Here is a 19,882-nt window from a genome sequence, read left to right on the forward strand (position 1 = left end):
GAGGACGCCACATGCCTAGCCAATCCGATTTGCGCTTTACCTTCCAGCCGCTGGCGTGCCGGAGTGAGTTCGAAGTGGTGTCGTTCGAACTGGACGAAGCCATCAGCACGCCTTTCCAGCTGAAACTGGAACTGATCAGTTTCGAAGACGATGTCGAGTTCGGCCAGTTGCTCGACAAGCCGGTGCTGTTCACGATCTGGCGCGGCGAGCGCCCGCTGCGCTACGTGCACGGCCTGGTCAGCACCTTCAGCCAGGGTGAAACGGGCTTCCACCGCACCCGTTACCGCGCCGTGGTCGAACCCGTGCTGGCCCGCGCCGGGCTGCGCTCGAACTGGCGCATCTTTCAGCAGAAAACCGTGCCGCAGATTCTCGAGATCATGCTCAAGCGCCAGGGCATCACCGGCTATGAGCTGAAGAGCATCGACAAACATGAGGTGCGCGAATTCTGCGTGCAGGCCGGTGAAACCGACCTCGACTTCATCGCCCGCCTGGCCGCCGAAGAGGGCTTCGTCTACCGCTTCGCGCACACGCCGAAACTGCACAAGCTGCTCATCACCGACCGCGTGCTGGGGCTGGGGCAGATCAGGCAGGGCGCCATCAAGGTCGAAGACGAGGATGAAGGCTTCTTCGAACAGGACGACATCGACCCCAACCAGGTGCTCTACCACGCCAACAGCGGCGGCGATCAGGCCAGGCCGTGCCTGCGCCGCCTGCGTTACAGCGAGCAGGTACGTACCGCGCGCCAGGTGCAGCGCGACTACACCTTCACCCACCCGGCCTACCGCCAGGAGCAACGTGCCGACGGCAGCGACCTCACGCACCAGTCCACCACCTACGAGCGCTTCGACTACCCCGGCCGCTACAAGCGCGGGGCGGTCGGCGCCCCCTTCACCGCCACCCGCATCACCGCCTGGCGCCATGACGCCCGCATGGCCGAGGTGGAGGGCGACGATGTACGCCTGCAACCGGGGCTGAGCTTCACCCTGATCGAGCACCCGCGCGAAGACCTGAACATCCACTGGCGGGTAGCCCGCGTGCACCACGAAGGCAGCCAGTTCACCAGCCTGCAGGAAGAGGCCGCCGGGGCGCAGCTAGGCACCCGCTACAAGCAGGACGCCGTGCTGGTGCCCGGCAGAACCGAATGGCGCCCGGCGCCGCTACCCAAGCCGCGCATCGACGGCCCGCAGATGGCGACGGTGGTGGGGCCCAAGGGCGAGGAAATCTACTGCGACCAATGGGGCCGGGTGAAGGTCAGCTTCCCCTGGGACCGGGAAAGCCAGGACAACGAGTTCAGCTCCTGCTGGGTACGCGTGTCGCAGGGCTGGGCCGGCGGCAGCTGGGGCTCGATGGCCATTCCGCGCATCGGCCAGGACGTGATCATCCAGTACGTCGACGCCGACCCGGACCAGCCGATGATCACCGGGCGCACCTACTGTGGCAATCAGCTGCCGCCGTATGACCTGCCCAAGCACAAGACGCGCATGACCATCAAGAGCCAGACCCACAAGGGCAAAGGCTTCAACGAGCTGCGTTTCGAGGATGAACTGGGCAAAGAGGAGGTATTCATCCATGCCCAGCGGGACCAGAACAACACCGTCGGCAATGATGAGACCACACGTATCGGGCGCAACCGTGTCGAGCAAGTCGGCCAGGATGAGCAACTGAGCGTTGGCAACAACTTCCGCCAGGAAACGGCGCGTGACCATACACAGTTCATCGGGCAAAACAGCCGTGTGGACATCAAGCAAGATCTGACTGAACAAGTGGGCAACAACCGCAGCGAGACAACGGGTGCCAACCAGCGTGTCGTCGTGGGTAACAACAGCGAGATTGTGATCAAAGGGGCTCAATCGATCAGCGTCGGGCAGGGGGTGCAACAACGCACGACGGTCTACCAGTTGCTGGCCAGTGAACGCATCGAGTTCAGAAGCCCTGGCGGCAGCATCGTGCTGGATGCCCAGGGCATTACCATCAACGGCTTGACACTCGACCTGCAGGGGCAGACCAAGGCGGTAGCGGAAGGGGATGGAAATAGCCAGTCACTTGAGCTTACGGCTGATGGCAGTGACAAGTGCGAGGTCAAGGCATGAAGATCCAGGACCTGGCCCGCAGCATTGAAGGGCACCATGCGGCGCATTTGCATTGCCATGTACTGATAGACCCATTAGCGGTCACGGCTGGAAGCGACCATGACTTGCTTGCTCGACTGCGCGACACGTTGGGCGAAGCTGCGTTGACGTGTGTGCACAGGGGCGACCTGGCCCATGCGCCCCACCTGCACCCGGTACTGGTCTGCCTGGCCTCGCCCGGGTCTTTTCCCAGCAGTGACTTGCTGGAACTGACGGCTCGTGCAGCGTACAGAGGGTTGCACCAGCATCGACGCTACCTGAGTGGCTGGCTGTTCAGCGAGGCAACACCGGCCACGGTAGCCGCCCATCTCACGGCCATGTGCCGATTACCCAATGCCGAGCGGGCGTTCAGCTTTTACCCGATTTACGAACCCGTGCGCCTGGAGCTGCTCGCGGCGACGTTCAAGCAGGTTGAGCATGGCCCGTGGTGGCCGATCAACAACTGGTTGTTCCTGAGTAGCGGTGGAAGGTTGGCCCACCTGAAAGGGCAGAGCGGACCGCGGCACTCTTTGCCGGAGCCTGCCCAGCGGATTCAGGAGGATGTGGCGTTGGTCGAGCGCGTGCTGGCTGTCTGGAGAGTGCTGCGTGCGGGCTCGGAGGACGCGAGCCAGTGCCAGGTGCCGCCATTAGCCGCCGTGCGTGTATCCAACCATATCGACGACGCACGAGCGTTGGGCCTGAGCGCAGAAGAGGACATCACGGTTTTCGCTCTTCATCACCTGTGCATCCATCCCAAGCTGAATACCGTTGCTGCAGTGCGCAGCATGGTTGACGCAGCCGTCAACGATCGCCGTCCTCTCGCCCCGATGCTCGCTCGTTATTCCGAGGCGCAATGGTGTCGCCTGATCGATCCCCTTCCAGCAAACGAGAGGCGCTTATGACCCTCAGTCAACGTATCGCCATTGCGACAGCCGAGGCCGGGCTTCCTTCTGACCAGTGCATGGCCTGCGAACGGCAAGGCTTGCCGATACTGCCGCTGCGCCGCGCGCTGGTGCCGGATGCGCGCCCAGGTTGCGTCACCACCGTAGCCGATAGCCTGCACGTTAAAGCCAAGATGGGCCTGCGCACTTTGCGCATGGGTTACCTGTATGTGCTGCTGGACCAGCAGGTCTGGCATGCCTACGAAGTCAGCGAACAGGGCCACCTGCGCCGTTTCAATCCCTACGAACCGTCAGACGGCCTACCCGCATCACTGCCCGAAAAATGCGTGAATGAAAACCACGATATTCCCTCGGCCTTCCTGAACATTGATACCGACCGGTATGGCAGCGCCTGGCTGGCCTTCTCCAGTGATGCCTGGCCGGTCAGCGTGCTGAATGCCTACAAGAAAGGCCAGGCGCCTGCGCACCGCTTTGAAGGGCTGGACCTGACCCAGGCACGCAACCATCCCGAATTGTTGGGCATCGCCATGACGCCCGACAATCTGCAGGTCGACAAGGAGGTGTTCGAGTATGCCCAACGCGGCTGCTCACCCTTTGACAGCGCGCATGGTTTTCACAGCCGCTGGCTGCGTAGGTTTGCCATGCGCGGCTATCTGGTCAACGCGATGAACCGGCACAAGCTGGAGAACGGCGTGCTGGCGGTGGTGCTCGACGATACCGTTGGTTTGATTCAGGAGTTCAATCACCAGCGCTTGAACTGGGTGGTGAAGCGCCAGGTCTGGCGTGAAGACCCCATGCGCGCCTACCAATTGCAGACTTCGCAGATCCTGCAGACCATTCGCGCCACGCAGCGGGAGTGGGCAGCGCAGAAGGTGCCTTCGCTGGAGCCGATGGCGGGTAGAGGGCCGTTTGTACCGATTGATTCGACGATAGAGCGGCCACGCATGGTCGAGCAAGCGATGAAGGACAGCGACGATAAACTCGAACAGCGCTACCACGAACCGCAACGGGCAGCCTTCCAGGCCGAGTACGACCAGCAGGAAACCGAGTTTCAGCGCTACATCGACAAGGACGCCCGTGCTTACGCCGCGTTGTTCGACACGCCCATGTTCAAGGTTGCCGAGGTGTACGACTACGACGGTGATCACCGTGAGTCTGGCGTGGCGTATGCCAAGACCATGGCGCTGTGCCTGGGTGGCGGGATTACCGAGGCGATTGTGCCTGGCGCGGCTCCTGCGGCCGGCACCAGCGAAACCCTCTGGCTGAAATGGCTACAGGATCCAGACAGCCCACCGTACCGCGCATTGCTAATGCGCGACCGTACGTTGTTGGCTGGCCTGCTTCCCAGCTTTTCTGTTGCCGAAACCATCAACTGGAATGACAGCGACAAGCTGTACTCGATGCTGAGCAAGATCATCGCCAGCGACGATGCCGGCTTGCGCATGCGCAACACCCTCAAGCAAGCCATTGCCGAAACCCAGGGCGCGCTCAACGCCGCCAGCCAACGGTTATCGCCCAATTTGCCACCCGGCATTCAGACCGCCGTGCGGCACCTGAACAGCGCCACCCAGTTCCTCTACAACGGCGTGCACCTGATCGAGCTGGAAGTGAAGATGAAGCTGGGCGAGTACTACGCCTTGCAGAGTGCCCACCTGCGCGAGTTGCAGCACAAGGCCAATGCCTCGATTGCCGAGGCCAGGGACCGGATGCATCGCAACATTGATGACATCGACATTCATTCGACCAAGGCCTGGAACAAGGTGCGGCCGATCATCCAGCACGGGATGATGAGCCTGGCCGTTCTGGATCCAAGGTTCACCAACAACATGATCAGCGTCTCAGTGTGGGTCGAAGGCACGGCGGCGGAGGTGCATGGCCGGTTGCTTGAGGAAGCCAACATGAAGGTGACTCAGGCAAGCAGCTTGGCGCAGCGGGCGTTAGTGGATATCTCAGTGGCGGCGGGAACGCTGGAGGCGGATGCGCGAAAGGTGTTCCAGAGGATGAGGATCACTTCGCAGCAGGCGGCGGAGTTGGTGCGGACTGGCTTCCGCGGGTTGCGGGGTGTGGCGGGAAGTTGGGAAGTACTGCTGGCGATTGGGGGGTTGTACTTGCAATACGACAGCCTGGCCAGGAATCAGGAAAAAGCGGAAGCGGGGATAGGGCCAAAGGCTCATGAGGCCAAGTTGGCGTTGCAGGGTTCGCAATTGGGGTTGCTGGGGGGGCAAATTGAGCTGATTGGGCTCGTGCTGAGGTCAAGTGCTGGCCACATGGGTAAAAACATAGCGGGAACTGGAGTGACTTTAATAAAGCTCGGTGCTCTTATAAGTGCAATCGCTGGGACTTATGACACAGTGCAAGCGTTCTCCGCTGCTAAGCGCGCATCAGCAGCAGGGGACCATAATGCGGTGACCATGTATTCAGTTGCAGGGGTTTTTTATGGCGCTTCAGTAGGTGTTTTTGCGTACGCAGCACTCAAGTCTCTTGTGTTCGGGCCTTTAGGTATGGCCGTAGTGCTGGCGGTCACTGCTTACACACTTATGAAGTGGGCAGAGGGGAACGAATCTAAAGCCTTGGAGCGCTGGGCGCGACGTTGTTACTTTGGGAGGGCTGATGAAAGTCCGATCGTGCATTGGAATGCTCCTGAATATGCAGATATTGCGTTTGCAGAGCTTAATGCCGCAGTGTTAGGTGTTGGTGCTGCAGTTAACTTTGAGTCCAGCCGTTCGAGTGATCCAGCAGCTTCCAAAATTGGGGGGTTAGTCGGCCTAGAGCTTGAACATAAGCTTAAGTTCCAGATTGTCCTGCCTGGGTATAGTAAAGAGAATTCGGCCTTTCGCTGGATCCTATTAGTTCACCGTCATGGCGACGGGAACTTCCCCGACTTCACGGGTGGAGAGACTCTCTATGACGACACATATCAAGCCCTGCCAGTTGACGCTTTGAGTGAGTCGGCAAAGTTTTCTGATTATTCTCATCCAAAATTTCCCGATTACAGAAGTGGTTTTTGTGTGAATAGAAAGCAGCAGTCTTCAGGTAAGGAGGGACTGGCAACGTCCTGGCTGGAAGTTACTGGGGCTGTAGAGCTGATGCCGACTATTGGATCACATTCCGTTCGTGCTACGACACTGCTAGTCATGTATTGGCCAGATAAAGCGCTATCGGATGCCTATGTTGAGGTTTGCGTTAAGGAACAAAACGAATGAAAGGTAAAACAAGAGTTTTTTGGAGAAGGGCCCTTTGCTGGAGCCACGATCTGCCTGACACGAATTCGCAAGAGCCTCCCCGTTTTGCTGTGAGAGATGTAAAGCCGGCACCCAATTATTTTGATGAGACCTATCTAGAGCTTCCTCGGTCTACATTCGGTTTGCGTGGTATTGCTGCACTGATTGGGGGTCCGGTTTTAGTTATGTCTTTTGTGGGTGTTATATATCTATATTGGCTCATGCTAGGGATTGATTGGTCGCGTGATTGGTTTGTATTGATTGTTGTGTTGAATTTTATCCCAGTCGCCATGTGGGGGATTGCATCTCATGTGAAAATGGACTTAGTTCTACCAAGGGACGAACCCATCCGTTTCAACCGCCTGCGTCGGAAAATCTATCTCTACCAATTCAGGTTCCACTACATCTATCTTTTCAGCCGCAAACACTGGGGCGTCAAACCTGTCGCCTACAACTGGGACGACGTAACCGCCGAAGTCTACCGCGTCTATGCCCCAGGCCACGGCGGCCTGATAGAAAACGTCATGCTGTCGGTCCGCAACCCTGAAACCAACGAAGTCATCGACCGCGTCTTCTTCACCCACGATCTTTACCACGGCGAGGCCTACTGGGCCATCGCCCGGCTGTTCATGCAGCAAGGCCCCGAAGCTTTGCCTAAGTTCGTGCACCCACCCCGCGACTGGAACGATGACGATGGCTTGAGCCACATGCATTGCCTGGCGCCGAAGGTTCATTGGCCGGAGGCCATAGATCGCGAATCCCGTACTGCACCCTCCGAGGGAGAACTCCAATGAACCCCGTTGTACTTGTAGGCCACCAACACAACTGCCCGCTGCATGGGGTTAACCAGGTAGAGAGCGGCAGTGCTGCTTACACATTCAATGGCAAACCGGTAGCCAGGGTAGGTGACCGGACCACCTGTGGTGCAGTGATCGAGAGTGGGGCCGAGCACTTCCTGATCGAAGGTGCGGCGGTGGCGCGTAAAGGCGACCGGACTGATCATGGCGGTGTGCTGGAGGAGGGGGATGCTGGGTGGTTGCTGTAACACGGGCTTGTAGAGCAGGCATTGAAGTGGATGGCACCGGCTACGCCGGTGTTCGCGGCTAAAGCCGCTGCCACAGGAACCGAGTGTGGCCAGGGCTTGCGCTGCACCTGTGGGAGCGGGCATGCCCGCGAAGCAGGCAACGCGGTGGATGGCACGGGCTACGCCCGTGTTCGCGGGCGCGCCCGCTCCCACAGTGATCGTGCAAGCTTGAAGACGCCATAGTAAGACAGCGTGAGTCAGTCGTTTTTTCAGCTGCCTGCTGGAGTGTTGATCTGTTTGCCGGGTTGAGCGGCGACTTCGAGCGCTTGACCGTCCCGCTGTTTGCCTTGGCGGGCCAGGCCTTCGAGCTGCGGTATCAGCATGCCTTCTGGCAGATGGCGCCAGAACCGCCCGGGCATATGCAAGCGCAAGGCATCGGGGTTGAGGCGGGCGGGGTTGAAGGTGTGGCGGTAATAGGTGCGCCATAGCTCGGCGCCTGGGTCATCGGCGTTGCGCGCCCATTGCTGCCAGGGCTCGGGGCACTGGCGTCGATAATCGAACACCTGGCCGTCGAAGTGGATGCCATCCTGTGGTGTGGCGATCAACCAGCGCAAACGCCCCAGGCGGTCGGCAAAATGTGGGCTGGCACTCTCCAGAATGTCATGCGCCGGTTCGTGGTAGGCCACCAGATCAAGTTGCAGGCGCTCTGCCAACGCTTCTGGCAGCGGCACGAAGCGCACAAACGCATGCAGGTGATGCGCCTCTCGGCTGACTTGCTTGATGCGTCGTTGCAGTTCGCTGCCCAACCGGTCACCCGCCAGCATGGCCGTGCGGTCACCATGGGCCACCCGCCAGAGCACTTCGTACAACAGGTTCCAGCGTTGCTCGCCGCGGTAACGGGCAGCCTGTTCCAGCTGGCTCAGCAGCGCGGCAGGCACCTTGGCGCGAAAGGGGCCAGGGCCTTCAGGGGGCGATGCAGGCACCGCCAGCAGGTCTGCCATCGGGCCCTGTGCCCAGGTGACTTGCGACGGGTCGATGCCATGCCCCAGCAACACACGGGCCTGATCCCGCCAGGTGGCGAAGCGGTCATCGCAGTCGAGTGCAATCATCCCCACAACCCCATCTGCACCGGCGCTTGCGGCTCACGCAAACGCGCGCGCAGCAAGCCGCTGCGCAGCTCGGCCTGGGCTGGGCGGTAATCGCTGGTGACGATGAACGGCCGCGCCTTGTCCAGCACGCAGCGCAACTGGATCAGGTCGTCATAGCGGATTCGCCGTTCCCGGCGCAGCGCGACCAGGCGCTGCACGCTGCGCAGGCCGATACCGGGAATGCGCGCGAGCAGCGCAGGCTCGGCGCGGTTTACATCCAGCGGAAAAATATCACGGTTGGCCAGCGCCCAGGCCAGCTTGGGGTCGATGTCCAGCGCCAGGTTGCCGCTCTGGCGCAGCAATTCACCCGCCTTGTAGCCGTACCCGCGCAGCAGGAAGTCGGCCTGGTACAAGCGGTGCTCGCGCAGTAGCGGCGGTGCAGCCAGGGGCACGCTGCCCGGGCTGTCGGGGATCGGGCTGAAGGCGGAGTAGTACACGCGCTTGAGGCCGTAACCCTGGTACAGCGACTCGGCATTGCGCAGCAGGGTGCTGTCGTCGGTGCTGTCGGCGCCGACGATGACCTGGGTGCTTTGCCCGGCAGGGGTGAAGCGCGGGGCCTTGGGCTCGTTGGCCACGGCTTGCTGGCCCTGGTAAATGACCCCCATGGCCTGGCGGATGGTGTGCGCGTGTTTTTCCGGCGCCAGGCGCTTGAGGCTGGCGTCGGTGGGCAGCTCGATGTTGACGCTGAGACGGTCGGCCAGGCGGCCGGCCTCTTCGATCAGCAGCGGGTCGGCATCGGGGATGGTCTTGAGGTGTATGTAGCCGCGGAAGTTGTGCTCTTCGCGCAGCAGCCGGGCTACGCGGATCAGTTGCTCCATGGTGTAGTCCGCCGAACGGATGATGCCGGAGCTGAGGAACAGGCCGCTGATGCAATTGCGTCGGTAGAAATCCAGGGTCAGGCGCACCACTTCTTCAGGGCTGAAGCGCGCGCGGGGGACGTTGCTGGAACGGCGATTCACGCAGTACTGGCAGTCGTACAGGCAGAAGTTGGTCAACAGTACCTTGAGCAGCGACACGCAACGGCCGTCGGGGGTGTAGCTGTGACAGATGCCCATGCCGTTGGTGGCGCCCAGGCCGTCGCCGCCACGCGAATTGCGCTTGGGTGCACCGCTGCTGGCGCACGATGCGTCGTACTTGGCGGCGTCGGCAAGGATGCCGAGTTTGGCGATGAGTTGCATGGGGCTGTCTCGCTGTACTGAATATTCATACAGTATTTTGAGATGTGACGGATTGCAAGTGGTTGTGCGCCAGCCATGCCCGACTAAATCCGTCAGCTAAGCTTGTGGCTGGACTTACGGATAGCAACGAGGCGCGGAAAAGGTTATGAAAATCACCCTGAAGCCGGAGCTGGCGCTGGCCGGGCTGGCCTTGGCCCTTGGCATGTTCAATGCTCAGGCCGCAGAAGCCAGGAAGGTCGATGTGATGCTGGTGGGCGGTGGCATCATGAGTTCCACGTTGGCGGTCTGGCTCAACGAGCTGGAGCCGGGCTGGTCGATGGAAATGGTCGAGCGCCTGGACAAGGTCGCAGAAGAAAGCTCCAACGGCTGGAACAACGCCGGCACCGGCCACTCGGCACTGGCCGAACTCAACTACACCCCGGAAAAAGACGGCAAGATCGACATCAGCAAGGCGGTGGAGATCAATGAGTCGTTCCAGGTCACCCGTCAGTTCCTGGCCTGGCAGGTGAAGCAGGGGGTGTTGAAGAACCCGCATTCGTTTATCAACACCACCCCTCACATGAGCTTCGTCTGGGGTGACGACAACATCCGCTTCCTGAAAAAGCGCTACGAGGCGCTGCAGGCCAGCCCGCTGTTCAAGCCCATGCAGTACTCCGAGGACCATGAGCAGATCCGCAAGTGGGTACCGTTGATGATGGAAGGGCGCGACCCCAACCAGAAACTGGCGGTAACCTGGACGCCGATTGGTACCGACGTCAACTTTGGCGAGATTACCCGGCAGTACGTGGGCTACCTGCAGACCCGGCCGAACTTCGACCTCAAGCTGTCCACCGAGGTACAGGACATCACCCGTAACGACGACGGCTCGTGGCATGTCGAGTACAAGAACCTCAAAGATGGCAGCAAGGCGGCCACCGACGCCAAGTTCCTGTTCATTGGTGCTGGTGGTGCTGCGCTACCTTTGCTTCAGAAGTCGGGGATTGACGAGGCCAAGGACTATGCCGGTTTCCCGGTCGGCGGTTCGTTCCTGGTCACCGACAACCCTGCTATCGCGCAGCGTCACATGGCCAAGGCCTATGGCATTGCCGCCACCGGTGCGCCGCCGATGTCGGTGCCGCACCTGGACACCCGGGTACTCGATGGCAAGCGCATGATCCTGTTCGGGCCGTTCGCCACCTTCTCGACCAAGTTCCTCAAGCAAGGCTCGCTGCTCGACCTGCTTGCCAGTACCAGCGTGCACAACGCCTGGCCGATGGTGCGGGTCGGGGTACGCGAGTTTGACCTGGTGCAGTACCTGATCGGCCAGGTGCTGCAATCCGACAATGACCGCTTCGAAGCGCTGCGCACCTACTTCCCCGAAGCGAAGAAGGAAGACTGGCGGCTGTGGCAGGCGGGTCAGCGGGTACAGATCATCAAGAAGGACGAAGCACTCGGTGGCGTGCTCAAGCTCGGTACTGAGGTGGTGATGTCCAAGGACGGTAGCATCGCCGGGTTGCTGGGGGCTTCGCCGGGTGCCTCGACCGCGCCACCGATCATGCTCGATGTGCTGAACAAGGTGTTCAAGGACAAGGTAGCAACGCCGGAATGGCAGGGCAAGATCAAGCAAATCATCCCGTCTTACGGCATGCGCCTGAACGACCACCCCGACCAGGTATTGAAGGAGTGGGCGTATACCAACGAGGTGCTGCAGCTTGATCCTCCTGCGCCTTAGCGTGACGGTAGGCGAGCTCAGGGCTTGCTGAACCGGTAGAACAGGTTCGGCTCGCTGACGATGTACAGGTTGCCGGCACTGTCCAGAGTCATGCCCTCGGGCTGCGGTGCATCGCGGCCCAGCCCGCCGATGCCGGCACGCAGCGAGCGAATGCTGACGAAGCGGCCGTTGCTGTCCAGTTCGGTGATGTTCTTCGACTGGTCGCTGAGCACCAACAGGTGGCCGGTGCGTGGGTCGTAGTAGCCGTCTGACAGGTCGGTGGCGAAGACACTGCGCTTCACCCAGTCGCGCCGGTCATTGATCGTAAGGTGCAAGGCTCCGCCATTCAGTGCTTTGATCAGCCCACTGACTTCGAACAGCTGGCGTGGGCCGCGCTCCTTGATGGCATACAGGCGATCATGCTGGGGGTCGTAGGCCACGCCTTCGAAACCCTTGTTGTTGGCCGTCGGGTTGATGCCGAGGGTGATCCACTGGGCCTTGCTGGCATCGATGGGCTGTGGGTGGTCGGGCAGCGAAACCACGCTAAGGCGTTGCAACTGTTCATCGCTGATGGCCAGACGAGCGTTGCCAGGTAGGCAAGGCCCTCGGCATCCTCAAAGCCCACCAAGGGATAGCGCGCCTGAATATCGCCGTCCTTGCTCAGTTCCAGCAGTTCCATAGGGTAGCCATTGGTGACCGCCAGCAAGCGGTCGCGGTCGTAGTCGTAGGTGATCCCGGACAAATTGCCGAGGCCTTGCTCCACCACTTTGGCGTCGATGGCTACCTGGAAGGCCGGCAGCCAGATGTTCTGCCCGGGGGCGGTGTCGCCGGTCCAGCGGTTGCTCAGGTGGGCGTAAAGCTGCTGCGGCCAGAACGAGCGGGCGGCCTCGATGCCGACCACGCACATGGCCAGTAGCACTGTCACGGCAGCCATCTGGCTCCAGCGGTTGGCGCGCTTCCACCAACGCCGGTGTTGGGCTTGCAAGGTCTGGCTGGTCATTCCCGGGCGTGCTCCGCAACAGCTTGCTGGTTGGCCGGCGTACCGGCCCAGGCGAAGTGGTAGACCTGGCTGGGGGCAGCGGCCTGGCACTGGCCGTTCTCGGCATCGGCGCCCACCACATACCACTCGGCCCGCGACGTCGCGCCCAGCTTGCGCGCCTTGTCGGTACTGAAGCAGCGGCCCAGTTCGGAGGCCGGGATCAGGGCGAAGGCGGTGGGGTTGTGGCGTAGCCAATAGGCCGCCGCGTCCGCCTTGGATTGGCCGGTAAAGCCGAAATGCACGATGGGCTGCCGGGCAAACAGCCAATGCCCTTCGCGCCAGTTGACCAGCACCAGCTCGGCACCGCCGGTGGCGCGTGCCGCTTCGCTCATCAACGTCTCATGCGGATTGCGGCCCTCCTTCAGCGGCTCGACGAAGCCGCGGGTGAACCACAGTGCGAACCATATCAGGGCCACGGCCACAAAGGCTTTGCGCCAGGCCGGCCGGCCCAGCAGCCAGCGTTTGAGCAGCCACGGTATCAGCGGGGCGATGGCCAGCACCAGGCCCGGCAGCGCTGGGAAGATGTACAGCTTGCGCTTACCACTGCTGAGGCTGAAAAACAGCAGCACCAAGGCCACCCAGCCGAGCAGCAGCAAGAAGCGCCCGTCGCGCTTTTGCAGCTGGCGTCGCCAGGCCGGTACCAGCCAGGGCAGGGCCAGCACCAGTGGTAGCCAGTACTTGGGAATGACCTTGACGAAGAAGTACCAGAATGGCTCGCGATGGTCCCAGGCATTGGTATAGCGGCTGGCGGTCTGGCGCAGCAGGATTTCCTTGAGGTAGGCCAGCTCCGCTGCGCCACCGCCCTGGGCGATCGACACCAGCAGGGGCAGCAGCCACACCGCGCAACCGGCCAGCAGGCAAAGCAGGCCAAGTGTCCAGCGCCAACCTTGGCCAGGCATGGCCACAACGCCGTGCCAGCGCTGGCGTACCGCCCAGGCATAGGGCAGCAGCATCAGCGCCGGGACAAAGCCCACGCCCTTGCTGATGATGCCCAGCCCCATGGCCGCACAGGCCAGGTAGAACCAGCCCCAGGCTGGGCCCAGTAGCAGGTGGCGCACCATGCCGTAGAAACCCAGCGCCACCCACAGGCACAGGAAGCTGTCGATCTGCCCGGTGCGCAGGATGCTGTAGCTCTGGTAGGTGGCCAGGAACAGCAAGGCGGCGATCACGCCGATGCGCCGGTTCCACAGGCGCCGCCCAAGGTCATGCAGCACCCAGGTGATGGTTGCCGCCGACATCAGCCCGGGCAGGTAGAGGGCGACCTTGGGCGAGCCGGTCAGCTGGCTGAACAGGGCCACGGTCCACATGAACAGCGGCGGTTTGTCGCCGTAGATTTCCGCTGCCCGATGGGGGATGAACCAGTTGCCGTTTTGCAGCATTTCCAGGGCCACGCCCAGAAAGCGCTCTTCATCCACATTCATCGGCTGTCGCCAGCCGATACCCGCGCCCACCAACACTACGGCGAGGGCAATCAGGGCCAGGCGTTCGGCCCCAAGCGTCTTGAACCTGGGCAAGGGTTATTCCTTCTGTTCCTGGTTGCGGGCGATCAGTTGCAGGTTGCGCAGGTAGACCAGGAAGCCGAAGCTCTGGCCGATGATGAACACCGGGTCCTGGCGGTAGATGGCGTAGGTCAGCAGCAGCGCGCTGCCGAGCATGCTCAGGTACCAGAAACCTACCGGGATCACGCTGCGCCGCTTGAACTCGCTGTACAGCCACTGCAGCGCGAAGCGCCCGGTAAACACTGCCTGGCCGGCGAAGCCGATGATCAGCCACAGGGTTTCGCGGGTCATCCTTCAAGCTCCTGCGGGCGGCTGTCCAGGCGAGTGCGGCGAATCAGCCACCACACCCCGAACAAGTCGAGAATGCCGACCAGGGCGCGGTCCAGGTTGCCGTACTTGGACACTCCCGCATGGCGTGGCCGGTGGTTGACCGGGTGCACCAGCATGCGGCCGTTGTGGCGCAGGATCAGCGCCGGGATAAAGCGGTGCATGTGGTCGAAGTAGGGCAGGCGCAGGAAGGCTGCGCGTTCTATCAGCTTCAGGCCGCAGCCGGTGTCTGGCGTGGCGTCCTTGAGCAGGCGGCTGCGCAGGTTGTTGGCAAAACGTGACGCCCAGCGCTTGCTGGCGCTGTCACGGCGGTTGACGCGGTGCCCGGCGACCAGTTTCACGCCGCCGGCCAGGGCCTGGTTGGCGCGCACCAGGGCCAGCATGCCCGGGATGTCTGCCGGGTCGTTCTGGCCGTCGCCGTCGAGGGTGGCCAGCCACTGGCCGCGAGCCGCCTGCGCGGCATGCCACAGTGAGGTGCTCTGGCCCAGCGAGCGCTCATGACGCAGTATGCGCAGCTGGGTGTAACCCTGGCTTTTCAGTTGCTGCAGTACGCTGAGGGTACGATCGCTGCTGCCGTCATCGACCACCAGTACTTCATAGTGCTCGGCCGCCAGTGCGGCGCGGATTTCCATCAACAGTGATGGCAGGTTGTCGACCTCGTTCTTGGCGGGGATCAGTACCGAGAGGTCAAGTGGATCTGTCATGAGGCTACCTGTGGTCTTGTTGTGAGTGCGCGGCTCAAACCCGGTAAAAATCCCGGTACCAGCCAACGAAAGCGTTAACGCCGTGTTCCAGCGATGTGCCCGGGGTGAAGTCGATCCAGCGCGCCAGCGAGCCCACATCGGCCCAGGTCTCCAGCACGTCTCCCGCTTGCAGTGGCAGGTAGTCGCGCTGGGCCTTGATGCCCAGGGCGTCCTCCAGGCACTCGACGAAGTGCAGCAGGCGAACCGGCTGGCCGCGGCCGATGTTGAACAGCTGGCAGGGCGGTTGCCCCTGGGCAGGCTGTGGTGGCTTGAGGCGCAGGCGCAGGATGCTTTCGACGATGTCGTCGATGTAGGTGAAGTCGCGCCCCATCAGGCCGTTGTTGTAAATCTCGATCGGGCGGCCTTCGAGCATGGCGCGGGTGAACTTGAACAGCGCCATGTCGGGGCGGCCCCAAGGACCGTAGACGGTGAAAAAGCGCAAACCGGTGGCCGGTAGGCGATACAGGTGCGCATAGCTGTGCGCCATCAGTTCATTGGCGCGCTTGCTGGCGGCATAGAGCGACACTGGCTGTTCGACCGGGTCGTCGACGCTGAACGGCAACTTGGCGTTGGCGCCGTACACTGAGCTACTGGAGGCGTAGATCAAGTGGCGCGGCGGCTGCTGGCGGCAGGCTTCGAGTATGTTGAGGAAGCCGACCAGGTTGGCCTGGCCATAGGCGCCGGGGTTGTCCAGCGAATAGCGCACCCCGGCCTGGGCCGCCAAGTGGATCACTTCACTGAATGCCTGCCCGGTGAACAGCTGTTGCAGGTCGGCGCTGTTGGCGATGTCGAGGGTCTGGAAGCGGAAATGGGCGAAGCCGGACAGCTGTTGCAGGCGCGCCCGTTTCAGCTCGACGCTGTAGTAGGCATTGAGGTTGTCGATGCCGACCACCTCGATGCCAGCCTCGCACAGGCGGCGCGCCACGTGGAAGCCGATAAAGCCGGCCGCACCGGTAATCAGTACGGGCATGCTGGCTGCACCTGGCCGCGGCCGATACCGTAGTAGGTCAGGCCGGCAGCGGCCATGTGCTCAGGCTCGAACAGGTTGCGGCCGTCGAACACCACCCGATCGGCCAACAAATCCGGCACCTTGTCCAGGTTCAGCACTCGGTAGTCCTGCCATTCGGTGACGATGACCAGCGCATCGGCGCCCTCCAGCGCATCGTCCTTGCAGGGCACCAGCTGCAGATCGGCGCGCGGGCCGTAGTGTCGCAGGATTTCGTCCATCGCCTGCGGGTCGTGGGCCTGTACCCGCGCGCCAGCCGCCCACAGCGCTTCCAGCAGGATTCGGCTGGAGGCTTCGCGGATGTCATTGGTGTTGGGCTTGAACGACAGTCCCCACAGGGCAAATACCTTGCCTCGCAGGCCATCGGGATAGTGCCGCTGGATCTTGCTGAACAGCCGACCCTTCTGATGTTCGTTGACCGACTCCACTGCACGCAGCAACTGCGGCTCGAAGCCTTCAGCCTCGGCGCTGCGGCGCAGGGCTTGCAGGTCCTTGGGGAAGCACGAGCCGCCAAAGCCACAACCGGCGTAGATGAAGTCGTAGCCGATGCGCGGGTCGGAGCCGATGCCACGGCGCACCATTTCGATATCGGCCCCCAGGTGCTCGGCCAGGTTGGCGATTTCGTTGATGAAGGAGATCTTGGTCGCCAGCATGCAGTTGGCCGCGTATTTGGTCAGCTCGGCGCTGCGTGCATCCATCACCATGAGTTTTTCGCGGTTGCGGCTGAACGGCAGGTACAGCTCGCGCAGCAGCTCCACTTCGGCCGGTTCCGCGCCGCCGATGATGATGCGGTCCGGCCGCATGCAGTCGTCCACGGCCGAGCCTTCCTTGAGAAACTCCGGGTTGCTGATTACCTGGAAGCGACCGGTTTCGGCGCCGGCCTGGGCTATCCGCGACTTGATGCGGTGCACCGTGCCGACCGGCGCGGTGGACTTGTTGACGATCACCCTGGCGCCGTCAGCATGTTCAAGAATGCTGTCGACCACGGCAAAAACCTGCTTCAGGTCGGCGCTGCCATCGGCTTGCGGCGGTGTGCCGACTGCAATGAACTGCAACCTGGCAAAGTTGGCTGCTGCCCTGGCGTCGGTGGTGAAGCGCAGGCGCCCGCAGGCCAGGTTTTTCTCCAGCATCGGCGCAAGGCCAGGCTCGAAGATCGGGCAATGGCCTTCATTGAGGGTGGCAACCCGCTCGGCGTCGACATCCATGCACAACACCGAGTGCCCCACCTGGGCCAGGCACACTGCCTGGGTGAGGCCGACATAGCCGGTACCGAAAACCGTGACTTTCATCGTTCAGCTCCTTGATAGGAAAGCTGAAAAAAAATGTCACATTGTTGTTTAGGATTTGTTACCTGAAGGATGAATTCAGCCGCTATGTGGTCGGTTTCCCGGTGCGTACGGGCAAAGGATCTAGACTTACCGAGTGCTCGCGACAACGCGTTGTAGGGCGAGCCCAAACCCTTGAACCGACCACCGCCTCCCCGGAGCGGAGTTCCCTCGCTGGCGATGGCCTTCTTGCAGAGGAGGGCAGGTCATGGACGAGGCAAGGCTTCACGATTTCATGGGCAAGCTGGTGGGCGACATGGGCGCAGCGGCGACCCTGGCCAATGTCATCCTTGGCGACGAGCTGGGGCTGTACCGGGCGATGGCCGACAGCCAGCCGACTACCCCCGAAGCGCTGGCGGAAAAAACCGGCTGCCATCCACGGCTGGTGCGCGAATGGCTGAACGCCCAGGCCGCTTCGGGTTACATGGCACACGACAAGGGCTTTTTTGTGCTGCCCGAAGAGCAGGCCATGGCCCTGGCGCTGGAGGACTCCCCGGTTTACATGGCCGGTGGGGCCGCCGTGATCGCTGCGCTGTTCCATGACAAGGACAAGCTGGTCGCGGCCATGCGCGGCGATGGCGGGCTGGCCTGGGGGGACCACCACCCGTGCATGTTCAGCGGTACCGAGCGGTTTTTCCGGCCGGGCTACCGTACGTTTCTGGTCGCTGAGTGGTTGCCAGCGCTCGAGGGCGTGGTGGCGAAGCTACAGGCGGGCGCCAAGGTCGCGGATGTAGGCTGCGGGCATGGCGCCTCGACGCTGGTCATGGCCCAGGCGTTTGGGGCGTCTACCTTCGTCGGCTACGACTACCACGGGCCTTCCATCACCACCGCCAACGATCGTGCGCGTGAGGCGGGGCTGGCGGAGCGGGTGAGCTTTCAGCAGGCCAGCGCGAAGGATTACCCGGGGCATGACCATGACCTGGTGTGCTTTTTCGATTGCCTGCACGACATGGGCGACCCGGTGGGGGCAGCCAGGCATGCCTATCGTGCGTTGAAAGCTGACGGCACGGTAATGCTGGTAGAGCCGTATGCCGAGGATTCGCTGGACGCCAACCTGACGCCGGTCGGGCGCTTGTTCTACGCAGCGTCTACCTTCATCTGCACGCCGAATTCGCTGTCGCAGGAGGTGGGCCTGGGGCTGGGCGCGCAAGCCGGGGAGGCGCGGTTGCGGGCGGTGTTCGAGGAGGCGGGGTTCAGCCGGTTCCGGCGGGCGACGCAGACGCCGTTCAACCTGATTCTTGAGGCGCGCAAGTAGGGTGTAGTCCTGCACTGGCCTCTTCGCGGGCTTGCCCGCTCCCACAGGATCACCACAGGCATGAAAGAAGCACATTACCTGTGGGAGCGGGCGAGCCCGCGAAGAGGCCAGGCCTGGAAACGCAGAAGGGGCGCCATGTGGCGCCCCTTCTGTTTGTTGCTTAGGCTTCAGCGTCCCAAGGACGATCGCCTTTTTCATCTTTGACGCGGGTCGGCAGGCCCATCACGTCCAGCGCCTTGAGGAACGGCTCGGCTGGCAGCTCCTCGACGTTGACCATGCGCTTGGCATCCCATTCGCCACGGGCAACCAGCAGGGCGGCAGCCACTGGCGGTACACCGGCGGTGTAGGAAATGCCCTGGCTGTCGGTCTCGGCGTAGGCTTCTTCGTGGTCAGCCACGTTGTAGATGAAGACTTCGCGCGGCTGGCCATCCTTGGTGCCCTTGACCAGGTCACCGATGCAGGTCTTGCCGGTGTAGCCAGGGGCCAGCGAGGCCGGGTCTGGCAGTACGGCCTTGACCACTTTCAGCGGTACCACTTCCAGGCCTTCGGCGGTTTTCACCGGTTGCTCGCTGAGCAGGCCCAGGTTTTTCAGCACGGTGAACACATTGATGTAGTGCTCGCCGAAGCTCATCCAGAAACGCACGTTCGGCACGTTGAGGTTCTTCGAAATCGAGTGAACTTCGTCGTGGCCGGTCAGGTACAGGTTTTGCGAACCTACCACAGGCAGGTCGTCGGTACGCTTGACCTCGAACATGGTGTTGCTGGTCCACTGGCTGTTCTGCCAGCTCCATACTTGCCCGGTGAACTCGCGGAAGTTGATTTCCGGGTCGAAGTTGGTGGCGAAGTACTTGCCATGCGAACCGGCATTGACGTCGAGAATGTCGATCGAATCAATGCTGTCGAAATATTGCTGCTGCGCCAGTTTGGCGTAGCTGTTCACCACACCCGGGTCGAAACCGACGCCGAGAATGGCTGTAATGTTCTTTGCCTGGCACTCTTCGAGGTGTTTCCACTCGTAGTTGCCGTACCACGGCGGGGTCTCGCAAATCTTGCCCGGCTCTTCGTGGATGGCGGTGTCCAGATAGGCGACACCGGTATCGATGCAGGCACGCAGCACCGACATGTTGAGGAAAGCGGAACCTACGTTGATCACGATCTGCGATTCGGTCTCGCGGATCAGCGCCTTGGTTGCCTCGACATCGAGGGCGTTGAGCGAGAAGGCCTGGATGTCGGCGGGTACCTTGAGGCTACCCTTGGCCTTGACGCTGTCGATGATGGCCTGGCATTTGGAGATGTTCCGTGACGCGATAGCGATACGACCCAGTTCGTCGTTATGCTGTGCGCACTTGTGGGCCACCACCTTGGCGACACCTCCTGCACCAATGATAAGAACGTTCTTCTTCAATTTACCTTTTGC

15 protein-coding genes and 1 pseudogene are annotated in these 19,882 nt (G+C 61.9%); 7 read left to right on the top strand and 9 right to left on the bottom strand.

Annotated features, from left to right (window positions below; genetic code table 11):
- Positions 1-11 precede the first annotated feature (11 nt).
- Genes ABOC32_RS16430 through ABOC32_RS16450 form a run of 5 tightly spaced genes read left to right on the top strand, consistent with a single transcriptional unit; the run spans position 12 to position 7,276 of the window.
- Positions 12-2,090, top strand: coding sequence for a type VI secretion system Vgr family protein (locus ABOC32_RS16430; protein WP_426807969.1), 2,079 nt, complete (start codon positions 12-14; stop codon positions 2,088-2,090).
- Positions 2,087-3,010: a hypothetical protein gene (locus ABOC32_RS16435; RefSeq protein ID WP_426807970.1), complete on the top strand. Its 924-nt coding sequence runs from the start codon at positions 2,087-2,089 to the stop codon at positions 3,008-3,010. The genes ABOC32_RS16430 and ABOC32_RS16435 overlap by 4 nt, the downstream gene beginning before the upstream one ends.
- The gene (locus ABOC32_RS16440) at positions 3,007-6,213 is read left to right on the top strand and encodes a T6SS effector BTH_I2691 family protein (RefSeq protein WP_426807971.1); all 3,207 of its coding nucleotides are present in this window, start codon (positions 3,007-3,009) and stop codon (positions 6,211-6,213) included. The genes ABOC32_RS16435 and ABOC32_RS16440 overlap by 4 nt, the downstream gene beginning before the upstream one ends.
- Positions 6,210-7,025 (top strand): DUF6708 domain-containing protein, encoded by an 816-nt coding sequence (locus tag ABOC32_RS16445; RefSeq protein WP_426807972.1) that lies wholly within the window; start codon positions 6,210-6,212, stop codon positions 7,023-7,025. Before ABOC32_RS16440 ends, ABOC32_RS16445 begins: the two co-directional genes overlap by 4 nt.
- Complete coding sequence (locus tag ABOC32_RS16450; RefSeq protein WP_426807973.1) at positions 7,022-7,276, top strand: PAAR domain-containing protein; 255 nt, start codon at positions 7,022-7,024, stop codon at positions 7,274-7,276. The genes ABOC32_RS16445 and ABOC32_RS16450 overlap by 4 nt, the downstream gene beginning before the upstream one ends.
- 248 nt (positions 7,277-7,524) lie before the next feature.
- Here the strand turns inward: ABOC32_RS16450 and ABOC32_RS16455 are convergent, their stop codons facing one another.
- Positions 7,525-8,370, bottom strand: coding sequence for a TIGR03915 family putative DNA repair protein (locus ABOC32_RS16455; RefSeq protein ID WP_426807974.1), 846 nt, complete (start codon positions 8,368-8,370; stop codon positions 7,525-7,527).
- On the bottom strand, positions 8,361-9,581 hold the full coding sequence (locus tag ABOC32_RS16460) for a putative DNA modification/repair radical SAM protein (RefSeq protein ID WP_426807975.1): 1,221 nt from the start codon (positions 9,579-9,581) through the stop codon (positions 8,361-8,363). The genes ABOC32_RS16455 and ABOC32_RS16460 overlap by 10 nt, the downstream gene beginning before the upstream one ends.
- Before the next feature lie 145 nt (positions 9,582-9,726).
- On the opposite strand from ABOC32_RS16460, the gene mqo reads away from it, so the two are divergent.
- Positions 9,727-11,292 (top strand): malate dehydrogenase (quinone), encoded by a 1,566-nt coding sequence (gene mqo / locus ABOC32_RS16465; RefSeq protein WP_426807976.1) that lies wholly within the window; start codon positions 9,727-9,729, stop codon positions 11,290-11,292.
- A 17-nt stretch (positions 11,293-11,309) separates the two neighbouring features.
- Here mqo and ABOC32_RS16470 read toward each other — a convergent pair.
- The 6 genes and pseudogenes from ABOC32_RS16470 to ABOC32_RS16495 all read right to left on the bottom strand — a co-directional run bounded on the left by ABOC32_RS16470 (position 11,310) and on the right by ABOC32_RS16495 (position 17,174).
- A pseudogene (locus tag ABOC32_RS16470) lies at positions 11,310-12,271 on the bottom strand (SdiA-regulated domain-containing protein).
- Positions 12,268-13,824, bottom strand: a complete 1,557-nt coding sequence (locus ABOC32_RS16475) for an ArnT family glycosyltransferase (RefSeq protein WP_426807977.1) — start codon at positions 13,822-13,824, stop codon at positions 12,268-12,270. Before ABOC32_RS16475 ends, ABOC32_RS16470 begins: the two are co-directional and overlap by 4 nt.
- Before the next feature lie 3 nt (positions 13,825-13,827).
- A complete protein-coding gene (locus tag ABOC32_RS16480) occupies positions 13,828-14,100 on the bottom strand; it encodes a lipid-A-disaccharide synthase N-terminal domain-containing protein (RefSeq protein WP_426807978.1) in 273 nt (90 codons plus the stop codon).
- Positions 14,097-14,840 (bottom strand): glycosyltransferase family 2 protein, encoded by a 744-nt coding sequence (locus ABOC32_RS16485; RefSeq protein WP_426807979.1) that lies wholly within the window; start codon positions 14,838-14,840, stop codon positions 14,097-14,099. Before ABOC32_RS16485 ends, ABOC32_RS16480 begins: the two co-directional genes overlap by 4 nt.
- A gap of 34 nt (positions 14,841-14,874) precedes the next feature.
- Positions 14,875-15,849 (bottom strand): NAD-dependent epimerase/dehydratase family protein, encoded by a 975-nt coding sequence (locus tag ABOC32_RS16490; protein ID WP_426807980.1) that lies wholly within the window; start codon positions 15,847-15,849, stop codon positions 14,875-14,877.
- Entirely contained in the window at positions 15,837-17,174 is a 1,338-nt protein-coding gene (locus ABOC32_RS16495) for a UDP-glucose dehydrogenase family protein (RefSeq protein WP_426807981.1), read from the bottom strand. Before ABOC32_RS16495 ends, ABOC32_RS16490 begins: the two co-directional genes overlap by 13 nt.
- Positions 17,175-17,418: 244 nt before the next feature.
- On the opposite strand from ABOC32_RS16495, the gene ABOC32_RS16500 reads away from it, so the two are divergent.
- The gene (locus ABOC32_RS16500; RefSeq protein WP_426807982.1) at positions 17,419-18,465 is read left to right on the top strand and encodes a class I SAM-dependent methyltransferase; all 1,047 of its coding nucleotides are present in this window, start codon (positions 17,419-17,421) and stop codon (positions 18,463-18,465) included.
- A 160-nt stretch (positions 18,466-18,625) separates the two neighbouring features.
- On the opposite strand, the gene ABOC32_RS16505 is transcribed toward ABOC32_RS16500, so the two are convergent.
- Positions 18,626-19,870 (bottom strand): saccharopine dehydrogenase family protein, encoded by a 1,245-nt coding sequence (locus tag ABOC32_RS16505; protein WP_003248123.1) that lies wholly within the window; start codon positions 19,868-19,870, stop codon positions 18,626-18,628.
- Between the last annotated feature and the right edge of the window lie 12 nt (positions 19,871-19,882).

Source organism: Pseudomonas sp. WOUb67 (assembly GCF_050058005.1).
Lineage (GTDB): Bacteria > Pseudomonadota > Gammaproteobacteria > Pseudomonadales > Pseudomonadaceae > Aquipseudomonas > Aquipseudomonas putida_R.

Bases quoted from the DNA above. Each gene is read 5' to 3' on its own strand.
- ABOC32_RS16450 (WP_426807973.1), top strand. From the start codon at position 7,022: ATGAACCCCGTTGTACTTGTAGGCCACCAACACAACTGCCCGCTGCAT.
- mqo (WP_426807976.1), top strand. From the start codon at position 9,727: ATGAAAATCACCCTGAAGCCGGAGCTGGCGCTGGCCGGGCTGGCCTTG.
- ABOC32_RS16440 (WP_426807971.1), top strand. From the start codon at position 3,007: ATGACCCTCAGTCAACGTATCGCCATTGCGACAGCCGAGGCCGGGCTT.
- ABOC32_RS16480 (WP_426807978.1), bottom strand. From the start codon at position 14,100: ATGACCCGCGAAACCCTGTGGCTGATCATCGGCTTCGCCGGCCAGGCA.
- ABOC32_RS16490 (WP_426807980.1), bottom strand. From the start codon at position 15,849: ATGCCCGTACTGATTACCGGTGCGGCCGGCTTTATCGGCTTCCACGTG.
- ABOC32_RS16435 (WP_426807970.1), top strand. From the start codon at position 2,087: ATGAAGATCCAGGACCTGGCCCGCAGCATTGAAGGGCACCATGCGGCG.
- ABOC32_RS16495 (WP_426807981.1), bottom strand. From the start codon at position 17,174: ATGAAAGTCACGGTTTTCGGTACCGGCTATGTCGGCCTCACCCAGGCA.
- ABOC32_RS16445 (WP_426807972.1), top strand. From the start codon at position 6,210: ATGAAAGGTAAAACAAGAGTTTTTTGGAGAAGGGCCCTTTGCTGGAGC.
- ABOC32_RS16485 (WP_426807979.1), bottom strand. From the start codon at position 14,840: ATGACAGATCCACTTGACCTCTCGGTACTGATCCCCGCCAAGAACGAG.
- ABOC32_RS16500 (WP_426807982.1), top strand. From the start codon at position 17,419: ATGGACGAGGCAAGGCTTCACGATTTCATGGGCAAGCTGGTGGGCGAC.
- ABOC32_RS16460 (WP_426807975.1), bottom strand. From the start codon at position 9,581: ATGCAACTCATCGCCAAACTCGGCATCCTTGCCGACGCCGCCAAGTAC.
- ABOC32_RS16430 (WP_426807969.1), top strand. From the start codon at position 12: ATGCCTAGCCAATCCGATTTGCGCTTTACCTTCCAGCCGCTGGCGTGC.